The organism is Curtobacterium sp. MCPF17_002, assembly GCF_003234115.2.
GTDB lineage: Bacteria > Actinomycetota > Actinomycetes > Actinomycetales > Microbacteriaceae > Curtobacterium.
Window position 1 is genome coordinate 460,004 of the sequence record NZ_CP126251.1, and the last position, 14,198, is coordinate 474,201.

A 14,198-nucleotide genomic window follows, 5' to 3' on the forward strand; every position below is an offset into this window, starting at 1 on the left:
GCGGCTCTGCGCTGCCGCCACCCGGTCGAGAGGAGCACGCCAGTGAAGATCGTCGCCTTCGGTGACAACATCGTCGACCGCTTCGTCGACCGGCGCATCGCGTACCCGGGCGGCAACTGCGTCAACCTCGCGGTCTACGCGGCGGCTGCCGGCGCCGAGGCCGTGTACGTCGGCGTGGTCGGGAACGACGCGGCCGGCGATCTCATCCTGGGCGCACTCGGTCGTCACGGCGTCGACTTGCGCCGTGTGATCCGGCGGGACGGACCCACCGGCGTGACCGACCTCGTCACCAGGAACGGCGACCGGGTGTTCCTCGACTGGAACGGCGGCGGCGTCACCACGGCCGCTCCCTACCGGCTCGACCTCGAGGACCTCCGCGCGTTCGCCGGTGCGGACCTCGTCCACTCGAGCGTGTACTCCGCCTCCGAGTCAGAGCTCCCGAAGCTGCGCGCGATCCCGGGTCTCGTCTCGTTCGACTACTCGAGCGAACCGGAGTTCCGCACGGACGACTACCTCGCCGCGACCGCCCCGTACGCCGACCTGGTGCTGTTCTCCGCGGGGTCGGCGTCCACACCGGAGATCGAGGAGCTCGCCGACCGTGCTCGACGCGCAGGGGCCGGGCTCGTCCTCGTGACCCGTGGTGCGGACGGGGCGATCCTCTTCACCGGCGGCACGGTCCTGGCGCAGCCGGCCCTGCCCGTTCCCGCACAGGACGTCGTCGACACGACGGGGTGCGGGGACGCGTTCCTCACCGGGTTCGTCCTCGCCATGCTCGATTCGGGCTGGAAGCGCGGAGTCGACCTCGACGAACCGGACTCCCGAGCGGCGCTCCGTGCGGGCGCCGAGAGCGCCGCTCGGCAGTGCTACGTTGAGGGAGCGTTCGGTATGGGCGAGCCCTACGACGATCCGGCTGTGCCCGCGACCGCGGTGACACCAGCAGAGTCCTGATCCCGCCGAGGAAGACCACGACATGGCCCGAGGGGAAGCCCCTGCTGCTCCGACGTTGACCGAGGTCGCGGAGATGGCGGGTGTCGGACGCGCGACCGTCGCCCGGACCCTCGGCGGGTACGGGTCCGTCAGCGCCAAGACCCGCGAGAAGGTGCTCGCCGCAGCCGAGCGCCTCGGGTACGCCCAGAACCAGCTCGCGAAGAGCATGACGACGGGACGGACGAACACCATCGGTGTCGTCGTCGCGGACGTCGGCAACCCGTTCTTCGCCGGGATCCTCTCCGGCGTCGCCGTGACGGCTCGTGCGCGCGGCTACGACGTGCTCGTGATCGGCACCGACGAGGACCTGGCGGAGGAACGCCGTGCCGTCGAGACGCTCCTCGGCAAACAGGTCGACGGGATCGTGATCGCGTCGGCGGCCGGCCGCAGCCAGCCCGTCCCGCACCTCGAGTCCGCGTTGCGACGCGGCTGCCCCATCGTCCTGGTGGATCGAGACCTCGACACGATCGACACCGACGCGGTCGTGACCGACAACAGGGTCGTCACCGAGCACTCCGTGTCGCGCCTCATCGAGAGCGGGCACCGACGGATCGGCTTCGTGTGGGGGCCGGTCACCAGCCAACCGGCGACCGACGTCGACGACGTCCCGAAGATCGTCGCCGACGCGCTCTGGAGCGACGGGGAGCGCCTCCTGGGCTACACCGACGCACTGCGCAGGCACGATCTGCCGTTCGACACGGCCTTGGTCAGCCACAGCCTCCAGACCGAGGCGCAGGCGACCCGGGCAGTCGGGGGGATGCTCGATCTGGCGGACCCGCCGACCGCGATCTTCGCCACCGAGGCCGACGCCGTCACCGGGTCCCTGCGGGCGCTCCGCAAGCGGGGGCTCCGCTGCCCGGACGACGTCTCCGTCATCGGTTTCGACGACTCCTCCTGGGCTGAGGTGATGGACCCGCCGATGACCGTCGTGGCGCAGCCCATGCAGGCACTGGGTGCTTCGGCCGCCGCCGCGGTCATCGAGCGCATCGAGGGCCAGGACCGAGGGGCCCGCCGCATCGAGGTCGAGTCGACGCTCATCTGGCGGGGAAGCGTCGCCGAGCGCTGACGCCCCGTCCCTGAGCACCGTTGCGCGGTGCTCGAAGCAACGTGCTGCACACGTGCCCGTCACGCGTGAGAAACATGTTGATACCGGTACCAATATCGGGTACGGTCGCGGTACCGCTTCGGCGGAGACCGTGGTCCAGTGCCGGATCCTCGCGAGTACCTGACGCGAATCCTCGCTGGCATTGCTCGATTGGAGGAGCCCGCCTTGCGAACGCGATCCCAGCTCGTCGTCGTCATCGGCGTCATCACCACGCTGTTCGTCAGCGGCTGCGCCACGAACACGCACGCGGCACCAGCGTCCGACCTGACTGCGAAGCCCGTCTTCAGCGGAACGCTCACGATCCTGACCGCCACGGCCGGCGACCCGTTGGGGAAGTACTTCCCGAAGGTCATCGCCGAGTACGAACGTGAACACCCGTCCGTCCACGTGCAGCTCACCCAGGAGACCGACGACGACGCGATCAAGAACAAGGAGAAGGTCCTGATCGCGTCGCAGGCGCTGCCCGACATCTACTTCACCTACGCGGGGAACTGGGGCCAGAACTTCGCGGACGGCGGCGTCGCCATGCCCCTCGACAGTGTCATCGGCCCGGACACGACCTGGGGGAAGAGCTTCCTCGCGAGTGCCGTCGACGCGTTCGCGTACGACGGCTCCCGGTACGGTGTCCCGTTCTACCTCGACGCGAAGTACATGGGCTACGACAAGCGGATCTTCCGTCAGCTCGGACTCAGCGTCCCGAGCACGCTCGAGGAGCTCGTCAGCTCCTGCTCGACGATCAAGCGTGCCGGCTACATCCCGATCGCCTTCGGGAACAAGGGCGGCTGGCCTGGAGTCCACTACCTCGGCCAGCTCATCGCGCACGACGTCCCCGCCGAGGTCCTCGCGAAGGACCAGGACCCCGCGACCGCGACCTTCACCGACCCGGGGTACGTGCAGGCGATGCAGGAGTACCGGGAGATCGTGACGTCCTGCACCGAACTCGGCAGTGGGTCGAACGGCGTCGACTACACGACGGCCGAGCAGCAGCAGACCTCGGGCAAGGCTGCGATGTACTACCAGGAACTGGTCGAGTTCGACTCGGTGAACACCGAGGGCTCGCAGTTGGCGAAGGACGGGTTCGGCATCTTCGCGCTGCCGAGCAGTGCGACCGCACGAGGCGACGAGGACGCGATCGAAGGCGCCCCGGAAGGCTTCATGATCAACCGCCGATCGACGAAGTCGGCCCTCGCGCTCGACTTCCTGCGGTTCGTGACGAACGACGAGAACGCGGAGACCCTCTCAGCGCCGCCGTACGGGCAGCCGAGCGCCGTGATCGGCGCGGTGAACTCGACGTCCGCGAGCCCCGCCGTCATCGAGGGCGTCGAACGGCTCAAGGCGGCATCAAGGATCGACGTCTGGCTCGACACCGGTTCGGACCCCGCCGTCGCCGATGTCTGGACCGCCGCCGGAGCATCACTGGCCGACGCGTCCAGCACCCCCCGACAGGTCATCGCGCAACTGCGCTCCGCTTCGAAGAAGGCACGTCAATGACACAGACACTGGAATCGGAGTCCGCCGTCGGAGGGATCCGGACGGTCGAGCTCCGCCGACGTCGGCCGACAGCGCGAGTACGGTGGGGCGGGCTGGCGTGGATCGCGCCCGCGCTGATGGTCCTCGCGGTCTTCGTCTACTACCCGCTCGTCGAGAACATCCGGTTCAGCTTCCTGGACTGGGACATCTTCACCGGGGACTCGAAGTTCATCGGTCTCCAGAACTACGCGAAGCTCGGATCCGACCCCACCTTCTGGCATGCCTTCGGGAACAACGTCTGGTACGCCGTCATCTCGGTCGTGGTCCAGGTGTTCGGCGCGCTCGTCCTCGCGGCGATGGTCGAGAGCCTCCGCAGCGAGCGCTGGCGGAAGTGGCTCCGAGCGATCTACTTCGTACCCTCGGCGATCTCCCTCACCGTTGCCGGGCTGTTGTTCTACTTCATCCTGCAGCCGGGCGACGGCGGACTCTTCAACGCTGCGCTCGACGCCGTCGGACTGCACTCGCTCACGACGGCATGGTTGGGCGACCAGAAGACCGCCATCTTCGGCATCATCGCGATGAGCCAGTGGCAGGGCTTCGGGTACGGGGCGCTGCTGTTCTCGGTGGCCCTCCAACGGATCCCGTCGGAGATCAACGAGGCAGCACAGATCGACGGCGTCGGCCCGGTCCGACGCTTCTTCACCATCTCCGTCCCACTCGTCCGCGAGATGACCGGCGTGATGATGATCGTCACCGTGTCGGGCGCGTTCCAGGTGTTCAACGAGGTGACCGTGATGACCCAGGGCGGCCCGGACAACTCGAGCCAGGTGCTCGGGACCTGGCTGTACCACGCCGGGTTCTACGACAACGACTTCGGCTACGCATCGGCGATCGCGACCGTGGTGTTCGTCATCACCCTCGCACTCGCCATCGGTCAGCTCTGGGTCTCCGGGAAGCGACGGGTCGAGTGGTGAACACGACGGGCGGAACAGTGAACACGACGGCGCGAACGGTGAACACGACGGTCCGGGTCTGGTCGCGTCTCCGGGCCGCGATCCTGTGGGTGGTGCTCATCGCGCTGGTGGTCCTCGTGGTCTACCCGCTCGTGTGGATGGTGCTCAACGGCTTCAAGACCAACGAACAGGTCTTCGGCAGTCCGTTCGCCCTCCCGACGCAGTGGGGATGGAGCGCCTACGTCGACGCGTGGCAGCAGGGGGTGAAGAACTACCTCACCGTCAGCGTGCTGCTGACGATCCTCGCGACCGCGGCCACCGAACTCCTCAGCGCCTGGGCGGCCTTCGGGCTGACCAAGACCCGACTACCGCGCAGCGGTGCGTTCACCGGCCTGATGATCGCCGGACTGATGCTCGCTCCGTCGGTCGCGATCATCCCGCTCGTGACCATGTTCCAACGCATGGGCCTCTACAACACGTTCCTCGGACTGCTCATCCTCTACACCGCGTTCCGGATCCCGTTCACCGTGTTCCTCATCCGCGGCTACATGCTCGACCTGCCCCACGAGGTGGACGAGGCGGCCGCGATCGACGGCACGTCCCGATGGGGGACGTTCTGGCGCATCACCCTGCCGATGTGCACGCCGATCATGATCACCACGACCGTCCTGAACATCCTGCTGAACTGGAACGAGTACCTCTTCGCCACGGTGTTCACGTCCGGGTCGGGGATCGAGACGCTGCCGGTCGGTCTCGCCGACCTCATGTCGAGGATCGGGACGCACTACCCGACGGTGTTCGCCGGCATGGTCATCGGCGCGGTCCCCATGGTGGTGCTCTTCTTCGCCTGCCAGCGGTACTTCGTCCGCGGCATCGGCGACGGGGTCGGCAAGTGACCGCTGCCAGCACCGTCTCGTGACGTCCCTCGTCCGACTCGCCCGTCATCCGGGCGTCGCACGGGTCACGGCGTCGCAGATCCTCGCGCGGTTCCCCCTCGGCATGCTCTCGCTCGGCCTGTTGATGCACGTGCGGACGGTCACCGGGAGCTACGCGCTCGCCGGAGCGGCCGTCGCGGTCTGGAGCGTCGGCGAAGGGGTCGCCGGACCGCTCGCCGGTCGACTCCTCGGCCGGTTCGGTGCACTGCCGGTCATCGGCATCGCGACCGTGCTGTGCGCGATCGTCATCACCGTCATCGCGATCGGCGTCGACGGCCCGGCGACGGTGGTGCTCTGCGGACTCGGTGGACTCACGGTGCCGCCGGTGGCGCAGGCGGTCCGCGCCTTCTACCCGTCGCTCGTGCCGTCGACGATGCTCGCGGCGCTCTTCTCGATCGACGCCTCGGCGCAAGAGGTGATCTGGACGCTCGGGCCGCTCCTCGCGACGGTGCTCGCCGGGGCCGCGAGCGCATCCGTGGCGTTGTTCACGGCGGCCGGGATGCTCGTGGCGGGCGGTGTCTGGTTCCTCACCGCGTCGAGGGGAGGGGCGTCGAGACCTGGTCCCCGTGCGGCGCCGTCCCGCCGCTTCGGACGGAGCCTGTTGAGCCGACCCGTCATCGCAGCCACCGTCACGAGTGCCCTCCTCGTCGCCTCGTACGCTGCGCTCGAGGTCGCGGTCCTGGACCACTTCGGCAGTGATCCGGGACGGACCGGCATCGCGATCGCTGCGTCGTCGATCGGCTCCCTGGCGGGAGGTCTGCTCTTCGGAGCCCGCATCAGGAGCACCACGGCGCTCACGGTCGCGATCGCATCGGTGTTCGCGTTCACCGCGATCGCAGCGCTGGTCTCCGGCGTCCCCCTCTTCCTGGCGTCGATGTTCCTCTCGGGCCTCGGCTTCGCACCGGCCACCGCGTACCTGTCGGTCCTGGTCTCCGAGAGCGCTCGCCCGGACGAGTCAGGGGAGGCCTTCGGCTGGGTGACGACCGGCAGCCTCATGGGCGCTGCGAGCGGAACCGCACTCGCGGGCTTCGCCGCGGAGGGCACCGGCGCCACCGGCGCCTTCCTCCTGGCGAGCACGACGGCCGCCGCTGCCACCGTCGTACCGCTGGTGCTCCTGTCGCGACGGAACCGACGAGCGCACTGACGACCCCACGAGCGGACTGGAGGCGCGGTGCGGGCCCGCCCCGCGCCTCCAGTCCGTCAGCTGGCCGCGTTCGCGATCGCGACCGCCGCTCCGATCGCACCGGCGTTGTCACCCAGCGTCGCCGCTCGGACGTCGACGTCGACGCGGTAGTCCTCGGACCGGTCGAGGGCGCGGAGGACGTCGTCGTGGATGAGCGGCAGGCAGATCGCGGCGCTGCCGCCGATCACGGTGACGCGGGGCTGCCACAGGGTGTGCAGGGCCGCGAGCCCACGACCGACGGCGACGGCGTAGTCGCGGAACACTGCGCTGACCCGTTCGTCCTCCGGCGCGCGTTCCATGGCGTCCGCGATGAGTCCCCGGCCGGGCGCAGCACCGCCCATCGCCTCGCTCAACCGCTGTTGCAGTCCGCTCCGGGAAGCGGCCGGCTCGAAGCACCCGGTGAGGCCGCAGTAGCAGCGCTCGGGGTCGCTCGAGATCGGGATGTGCCCACCTTCGGGGTGCGCGCCGTCGGCGCCGCGGACCGGACGGCCGTCGACGAGCATCGCGACCCCGACGCCCGTCCCGAGGGTGACCATCAGCAGCCGGTCGGACCGTGCGCCCGCGCCGGAGCCGTGTTCCCCGAAGGCCGCCGCGACGGCGTCGTTGTCGATGCCGACCGGCACCTGCAGCCGTCCCCGGAGCTGGTCGACGACGGGGAAGCCCGTGAACCACGGCAGGGTCGCGCCGTTGTGGATGACGCCGGCCTCGACGTCGACCGGACCGCTCGCGCCGATCCCGACGGCGGCGAGCCCGGCGCCGGCCGGGACCACGTCCTCGATGAGTCGGGCGAGACGCTCGACGCGCTCGGCCTCGGGTCCGGCGCCGAGCTCGGCGGTGGGGACGTCGACGGCCGCGACGACCTCGTCGCCGACGACGGCGATCGCACGGGAGCCGGTCCCGCCGAGGTCGACCCCGACGCGGACGGCCGCGTCGTTCACAGCGCCGCCGTCACCTTCTGGCCGAACCGGAAGCGACCGGCGACCTCACCGGTCGCCTTCGCGAAGGCGAGGGTGAGGAGCTGCGTGCGGACGGACCCGACGGCGAGCCGGGCGAGGGTGCTGGCACGGTCCGGCGTCGCGAGCAGCTCGGTGCCGTCGTAGGCGCGGGGGCCGACGGTCAGGACGGTGGCGCCGGAGCGGACGAGGTCCTGCGCGAGTCCGGGCAGGAAGGGGTCCTCCGCTGCGCCCGGACCGAACAGCACGGCGGTCAGCCCCGGACCGGCGAGCTCGTACGGGCCGTGTCGGAACGCCCCGCCGACGAAGCCCTCGACCGGCACCTTGCTGGACTCCTTGGTGATGAGGGCTCCGGTGAGGGCCGTCGCGGCGTCGTCGCCGATGCCGATGTAGGCGAAGCGAGCCCGCGGCGCGTTCCAGGCCTGCTCGGCGAACGCGTCGGGGACCGGCCACTCGGCGAGCAACGCCGCGACCTCGTCCGCGGTCCGACGGACGTCCTCGTCGACGGCCTCGACCGAACCGCCGGTCATCAGCGCGAGGGCGCGGTGCTGCGCGGCGAGCGTGTTGAGGTAGCTCTTCGTGCTGACCGTCGCCTCCGGCCCGCTGTGCAGCTCGAGGACGATGTCGGCCATGCCGGCCAGCGGGCTCGAGGTGTCGTCGGTGGTGGCGATGGTCAGCGCCGGCTTGCAGGAGCCGGTGAGGCGGTCGGCGAGCGCAGCGACCTCACCGCTCCGGCCGGACTGGGACGTCGCCCACACCAGTGTCCGGTTGGTGACGCGCTCGGGGACGTCGAGGAGCTGTCCGGCGTCGATGCGGACGACCGGGAGGCCCTTCGCGGCCAGTGCCCGCTCGATCGGGACGGCGGCGTAGTCGGACGATCCCATGCCGGTCAGGACGATCCGGTCGTGGGCGTGGAGGTCGACGTCGGCCAGCGCGGCGGGGAGCGCCGCGTCCGCCTGTCGCCGGAGTGCTGCGGGCTGCTCCGTGATGTCGTCGATGTAGGAAGAGGTCTCGGCGGTGCCGTTGGACATGGTGGTTCCCTCGTTGGTTCTGGGACGGGTGGTTCGGGTGGGGGAGCTCGGCGTCAGCGGGACACGGGGACGCAGCGGAGGACGTCGCCGTACGCGGCGCGGTCCCCGTCGGGCACGCCGTCGTCCGTGATGACGACGTCCACCTCGTCGAGCGCACACACGGTCGCGAGCGAGCTGCGGCCGAGCTTCGAGCTGTCCGCGACGACCGCGACGTTCCGGGCGGCGGCCATCATCGCCCGTTTCAGCGGGAGCTCGACGACGTTGATGTTCGTGATGCCGGCCTCGGGGTCGACCCCTTCGGCACCGAGGAACGCCCAGTCCACGTGCAGGCCCTCGACCGCGTTGGTCGCGACCGGGCCGACCAGCGTGAACACCGTGTCGAGCAGGAGCCCGCCGGTGACGTGCACCTGGTGGACCCCCTGGTTGCGGAGGCACATCGCGACCATGAGGTCGTTCGTCACGACGGTCAGGTCCCGGTGGCCGCCGAGCGCGGCGGCGACCTGGTAGGCGGTGGATCCGTTGTCGATCAGCACCGACTGGCCGTCCTGGACGAGGTCCGCCGCGACTGCTCCGATGGCCGTCTTCTCGGCGAGGTGCTGGGAGCGTCGCACCTCGTACGGGGTGTCGATCGTGTCGGCCGGGTCGGCCGGGAGCGCGCCGCCGTGCATCCGGCGGATGAGACCAGCCCGTTCGAGGCGCTCCATGTCACGCCGGATCGTGGACGAGTCCACGTGCAGCGCGGCGGTGAGGTCGACGGCCCGGACGTACCCGCTGTCGCGCACCTGGTCGAGGATCGCCTGACGGCGCTCGGCCGGCGTCTGCGGCATCGGCGACCCCCAGGAGTGGTGTGCAGGTGCTTCGATCGTAGTCATGCGTCGACGCGGCGCTCGTCACCGGCGGGGACGCGGGCCGAACCGGTGCGGAAGTGCTCCTCGAGCTCCTCGAGCGTCCGGCCCTTCGTCTCGGGCATGCGGAGGCAGAACCCCACGAACACCAGGCACACGACCGCGAAGATCGACAGCGTCGCGGGTGCGCCGATCGAGTCGAGGAGGGGCAACGAGAACACGCCGATGACCAGGTTCGTGGCGAAGATCACGAAGGTCGCGGCAGCCGTCGCCTTCGCACGGACGTGCAGCGGGAAGATCTCCGAGATCACGACGTAGGCGACGAGTCCGGGGCTCACGGCGTACACGACGATGTAGACGGCCAGGCAGACGAGCGACAGTGCCGCGGTGCTGCCGTTGACGGGGAAGGCCAGCAGCACGGCGAGCGCGCCGAGCGACACCGTCATGCCGACGGCACCGATCAACAGCATCGGACGACGTCCGACGCGGTCGACGAGCGCCATGCCGACGCCGGTGAAGACGACGTTGACCACACCGAGCCCGACGGTCGCGAGCAGCGACGCGGACGGACCCATCCCGATGGACTGCAGGATCTGCGGGGCGAAGTAGACGATGAGGTTGATGCCGCAGCCGTTGGCGAAGAAGGCCACCAGGATGCCGACGATGACCATCGGTCGGACCCAGCCGCGGAACAGGTCGCGCCACCGGCCACGGTGCGCCGACTCGTCCTCGCGGTTGACCGCCTCGATCTCGTCGATCTCGTGGGACACGTCGTCCCGTCCACGGATGCGTCGCAGGACGTGCAGCGCGGCGTCACGGCGCCCCTGCACGACGAGCCACCGCGGCGACTCGGGGATGAGCAGGACGCCGAACGCGAGCAGGAGCCCGGGCACCGCCGCGAGGCCGAGCGACCAGCGCCATGCCTCGGTGGACGCGAGTGCGGCGTTGATGCCGTAGCCGGCCAGGATCCCGAGGGTGGTCAGGAGCTGGAACCCCGCCACGAGGGCACCGCGGACCCGCGACGGGGCGAGCTCTGCGATGTACACGGGCACCAGGACCGACGCCGCACCGACACCCAGGCCGACGACCACGCGCCCGACCATGAGCAGTGCCAGGTCGGGAGCGACGGCGGAGACCAGTGCGCCCAGGCTGAACAGGACGCCGGAGATCAGGAGCGTCCAACGGCGTCCGTAGCGGTCGGCGAGCGGTCCGCCGGCGAGCGCCCCGATCGCACCGCCGAGGGTGGAGCCGCTGACGACCGCTCCCTCGAGGAAGCTGCCGAGGTGGAAGTCGCCGGCGACGAAGCCACCGGCACCGCCGGAGACGCCGATGTCGTACCCGAAGAGGAGTCCGCCGAGGGTGCTCACGGCGATCGCGATGTACACGTATCCCGTCATGCGGTCGCGAGTGGGAGGCACTCGAGTCGTCGATGTCATGTGAGGTCGTCCTTGCCCGTTCACGTGCGTGGGAGAGATGGACGCTCCCGGAGGAGCGGCGGTGCTCCACCAGTGTTGTTGCGCGGAAACGTGCAAACAAGGGGGTGAGCGTGCGCGTATTCGTGCACGCTCTCGACACACGATCGAAACGGACGACGGCCTAGGATCCACCACCGCGAACGACGAAGGGCCGCCCGACCGGGCTGTCGCTTCTCAAGTTAGGTGAGACTCCTTCGCAGCGATGAGACCATGCGGCGATTGCGAACGCCAGTTTGAAGCGTCGCGGATTCTTCTCACTGCACGTGAGACCTTCTGAGCTGAACGCCTCCAAGACGAAAACGACGGCGAAGCTGGTGGGCTTCGCCGTCGTGTTCGTGTTGTTCAGTTCTAGTTCTAGTTCTAGTTCAGAATCCTGTCCTCGGGTTCGCAGTCCGTGCAGCCGCGTGACTTTCGCCGGTTGGGGACGCTCTGTTGCTTGACGTGTCCGTACGAGCACTTCCACCAGTACCGGTCGGTTCCGGCGAACATGAGCTCGGGTCGCGTGGAGCCGTTGAGGTAGTCGTGCCACTCGGTGACGAGGAGCGGGTCGGTGGTCGCGAGGTCGTTGACGCGGAGGACGAGTCGTCGGCTCGAGCAGAGTGAGCATCCGTAACCCTGGACCTTCCGGTCGATGCGTTGCGGGTACCAGTGGGCCGCGCTGGTGGGGCACAGCCAGTAGACCTCGTCGTTTGAACCCTGTGAGTAGTCCTCGGGCTGCTTGCCGTTGTTCCGGGTGGGGTGCCACTGGGCGGCGATGTCGGGATGCGTGTCGGCGAGGCTCGTTCGGGTACGTCGGAGGCGGGCGCGTCGGCAGGGCTCGCAGCCGGCACCCTGGCTGCGGTTGTAGAGGGACATCTTGTAGCGGTGTCCGCAGTCGGGGCAGAGCCAGTCCGGTCTATCGCCGCTGCCGGCGCACATCTTGGTCGCGGGGTGACCTGCTTCGTAGACGGGGTCGAGTTCGGCAGCGAGTCGGGGGTGGGTGGTGGTGAGGTCGTTGATGCCGGGGACGATGGTGCGGTTGCTGCAGATGCCGCAGTTGGTTCCGCCCTGGGTTCGGTTCGATGCTGTGGCCCAGTAGACGTGGCGGTTGCGGGGGCAGCGCCAGGCGAGGCTGCTCCGGGCTGCGGCTTGGATGTTCTGGGCCGTGGTGGTGCCGTTGAGGACGGGGTCGAGTTCCCTAGCGATGTGAGGATGGGTGGTGGCGAGGTCGTTGTAGCCGGCGGCGACGACGCTGTTGGTGCAGACGGGGCATCGCCCCTTGCGGGCGTGCTGGTGCCCGTTGTCGCAGATGACGAGGCCCTCGCGGTCGATTCGAAGGATGGCGGTGCGCTTGTCTTCGGCGTTGAACGAGGTGAAGGAAACGACGTGGTGTTCGGCGACGTATGCGCCGGCGATGTGCTGCGGGATGGCGTGGTCGTGGACCCAGGCGGGCTCGTAGGCAGTTTTGGTGATGACCGCGTGACGGAGTGCCCAGAAGGTGGGTCGGAAGTAGCCCCAGAGCGCGGCGATGACCGTGGTGGCGTTAGGACCGGCGGGGACGGACACAGCGTTGGTGAGGACGTCGTAGGCGGTGGCGTAGTCCGAGCCAGGACGAAGGAGCTGCTCGAGGAATCGGACTGTGGTCACCGCGGCGGCGATAGTGACGATGGCGCTGAGGTCCGCGGTAGGCCCGTTGCCGACTCGAGCGGTTGCGCCCTGGAGGACTTTGTAGAGGTGCGGGGTCAGTCGGCACTGCTTGTGGAGCTTGTCGAACCGCAGCGCGGCGCGAATCGTGGTGGTGTCGACGGTGCTCTGACGGGTGGAGAGGTCGAACCCGACCCAGCGACGGTGGCGGATGCAGACGGGATTGCTGAAGCCCCCGGCTTGCAGGACGGTTTCGCCCTTCGCGCACAGGGTGCACATGAGCCGTACGGCGCCGCTGTCCGCGCACAGCTCGCAGCGGTGCTCCTCGGCACTGATTCGGGCCGCGAAGAACGGCTCGCCGAAGTGGAAGCGACGTCCGGTCTTCAGCTCGAGCACGTCCCGCCAGCCCATGTTCATCGGGTCGGCTTGCGCGGCGCGCAGCAACTGCTTCTGGTGGGTCTCGAGCTCCGAGTTGGCGGCGAGCAGCCGCCTCGTGTAGCTGGACTCGGTCTCCCGGTGAAGGGGCTTCACCGTCATCGGGTAGCGGCGGGTGAGGAGGTCATTCATGCTGCGATGCCTGCCAGGAGGGTCTTCTTGCTGCGGGCGTTGCGGGCCGTGCGCTTGGCGTAGGCGGTCTCGGCCGCGGCGTCGAGTTGCTGCGCGTCGAGCAGGGCTCGGTTAATGCGCTCGAGGGGGATGCTCGAGTCGGTGATGGCGTCGGTGGCGGCACCGGTGAGGAGGCGCCCGAGGCTGCCGATGGAGCCGTTGGTGCGGTCGTGGAGGTACTCGGAGAGTTCGGCGAGGGAGCCATGCTCGTGGTGGCGGAGGGGGAGCTGCTTCTCGAAGGTGTTGATGAGCGCCTTCCAGGTCTTGGCGTCCTTTTGGTTGCTGAGGTTGTAGGGGTGCAGCTCCAGCAGTGAGAACCGTCCGCCGATTTGTGCTCCACGTTCGGTGGCGAGCATCTTCTTCACGTTGATGCCGGCGTAGAGGAACGTCGCGGCGAGGTCGTTGTGGAGGTTCTTCAGCAGGTCGTGGGATTCCCCGTTGCCCTGGGTGTGGCGGGAGAGGTTGTGGAGTTCGTCGATGACGACGAGCTGTGTGCCGGCAGTGTTGAGGAGGTCGACGACACGGTTACGGATGCTCAGCATCGTTTCGCCGCTGCTGACGGTGAGGCCGAAGAAGTCGGCGAAGGCGCGCATGAGGGACTTGCCGGTGGAGCCAGCGGGGACCTCGACGTAGACGACCGGGATGCGGTTGTGTGCGCGGAAGTCGGGGAACTGGGTTCCGTAGGAGCGGTAGATGTGCCGCATGAGGCTCTTGCACAGCGTGGTCTTGCCGAGGGTGGAGTCGCCGGAGATGACGAGTCCGGCGTGGCCGGAGTTCCGTCCCGCGTTCGCTGCGAACGCCTTCTCGAGCTGGGTCCGCGCCTTGGTGTAGTGCGGTGTGGCGAGAACGATGCCCCCGGAAAGGTGCATGATGCGTGCCCGGTCGTGTGCGGCACGTTCCTGCTCGGTGAGGGCTGCGTAGGAACGGTCGTCGAGGGCAGGTGGCGGAGTGGTGGTGGCTGCGAGGAAGCTGTCGAGGCTTTCGAGGCGGTGGAGGGCTGCTGGGCGGTCGTCGCCGTGGAAGTGAATCATC

General features: G+C 69.0%; 12 protein-coding genes. 6 read left to right on the forward strand and 6 right to left on the reverse strand.

Features of this window, described 5'->3' with window-relative positions; genetic code table 11:
- Positions 1 to 42: 42 nt before the first annotated feature.
- From DEJ28_RS02260 to DEJ28_RS02285, 6 genes are all read left to right on the forward strand, one after another.
- Entirely contained in the window at positions 43 to 948 is a 906-nt protein-coding gene (locus DEJ28_RS02260) for a PfkB family carbohydrate kinase (RefSeq protein ID WP_111114345.1), read from the forward strand.
- A 22-nt stretch (positions 949 to 970) separates the two neighbouring features.
- Positions 971 to 2,053, forward strand: a complete 1,083-nt coding sequence (locus tag DEJ28_RS02265) for a LacI family DNA-binding transcriptional regulator (protein ID WP_111114346.1) — start codon at positions 971 to 973, stop codon at positions 2,051 to 2,053.
- 204 nt (positions 2,054 to 2,257) lie between these two features.
- The gene (locus tag DEJ28_RS02270; protein ID WP_111114347.1) at positions 2,258 to 3,583 is read left to right on the forward strand and encodes an ABC transporter substrate-binding protein; all 1,326 of its coding nucleotides are present in this window, start codon (positions 2,258 to 2,260) and stop codon (positions 3,581 to 3,583) included.
- Positions 3,580 to 4,536, forward strand: a complete 957-nt coding sequence (locus tag DEJ28_RS02275; protein WP_111114348.1) for a carbohydrate ABC transporter permease — start codon at positions 3,580 to 3,582, stop codon at positions 4,534 to 4,536. The genes DEJ28_RS02270 and DEJ28_RS02275 overlap by 4 nt, the downstream gene beginning before the upstream one ends.
- Positions 4,537 to 4,574: 38 nt before the next feature.
- Entirely contained in the window at positions 4,575 to 5,411 is an 837-nt protein-coding gene (locus DEJ28_RS02280; protein ID WP_258367878.1) for a carbohydrate ABC transporter permease, read from the forward strand.
- 19 nt (positions 5,412 to 5,430) lie between these two features.
- The gene (locus DEJ28_RS02285; RefSeq protein ID WP_111114349.1) at positions 5,431 to 6,594 is read left to right on the forward strand and encodes an MFS transporter; all 1,164 of its coding nucleotides are present in this window, start codon (positions 5,431 to 5,433) and stop codon (positions 6,592 to 6,594) included.
- Between the two features lie 56 nt (positions 6,595 to 6,650).
- On the opposite strand, the gene DEJ28_RS02290 is transcribed toward DEJ28_RS02285, so the two are convergent.
- The 6 genes from DEJ28_RS02290 to DEJ28_RS02315 all read right to left on the reverse strand — a co-directional run bounded on the left by DEJ28_RS02290 (position 6,651) and on the right by DEJ28_RS02315 (position 14,197).
- Complete coding sequence (locus DEJ28_RS02290; RefSeq protein WP_111114350.1) at positions 6,651 to 7,571, reverse strand: ROK family protein; 921 nt, start codon at positions 7,569 to 7,571, stop codon at positions 6,651 to 6,653.
- Positions 7,568 to 8,617: an SIS domain-containing protein gene (locus DEJ28_RS02295; protein WP_111114351.1), complete on the reverse strand. Its 1,050-nt coding sequence runs from the start codon at positions 8,615 to 8,617 to the stop codon at positions 7,568 to 7,570. Before DEJ28_RS02295 ends, DEJ28_RS02290 begins: the two co-directional genes overlap by 4 nt.
- A 53-nt stretch (positions 8,618 to 8,670) precedes the next feature.
- Positions 8,671 to 9,489: a DeoR/GlpR family DNA-binding transcription regulator gene (locus tag DEJ28_RS02300; RefSeq protein WP_284180765.1), complete on the reverse strand. Its 819-nt coding sequence runs from the start codon at positions 9,487 to 9,489 to the stop codon at positions 8,671 to 8,673.
- A complete protein-coding gene (locus DEJ28_RS02305; protein ID WP_111114353.1) occupies positions 9,486 to 10,898 on the reverse strand; it encodes a sugar porter family MFS transporter in 1,413 nt (470 codons plus the stop codon). Before DEJ28_RS02305 ends, DEJ28_RS02300 begins: the two co-directional genes overlap by 4 nt.
- A 399-nt stretch (positions 10,899 to 11,297) precedes the next feature.
- Positions 11,298 to 13,127 (reverse strand): zinc-ribbon domain-containing protein, encoded by a 1,830-nt coding sequence (locus DEJ28_RS02310; RefSeq protein WP_111114354.1) that lies wholly within the window; start codon positions 13,125 to 13,127, stop codon positions 11,298 to 11,300.
- The gene (locus DEJ28_RS02315; protein ID WP_111114355.1) at positions 13,124 to 14,197 is read right to left on the reverse strand and encodes a TniB family NTP-binding protein; all 1,074 of its coding nucleotides are present in this window, start codon (positions 14,195 to 14,197) and stop codon (positions 13,124 to 13,126) included. The genes DEJ28_RS02310 and DEJ28_RS02315 overlap by 4 nt, the downstream gene beginning before the upstream one ends.
- Position 14,198 lies beyond the last annotated feature (1 nt).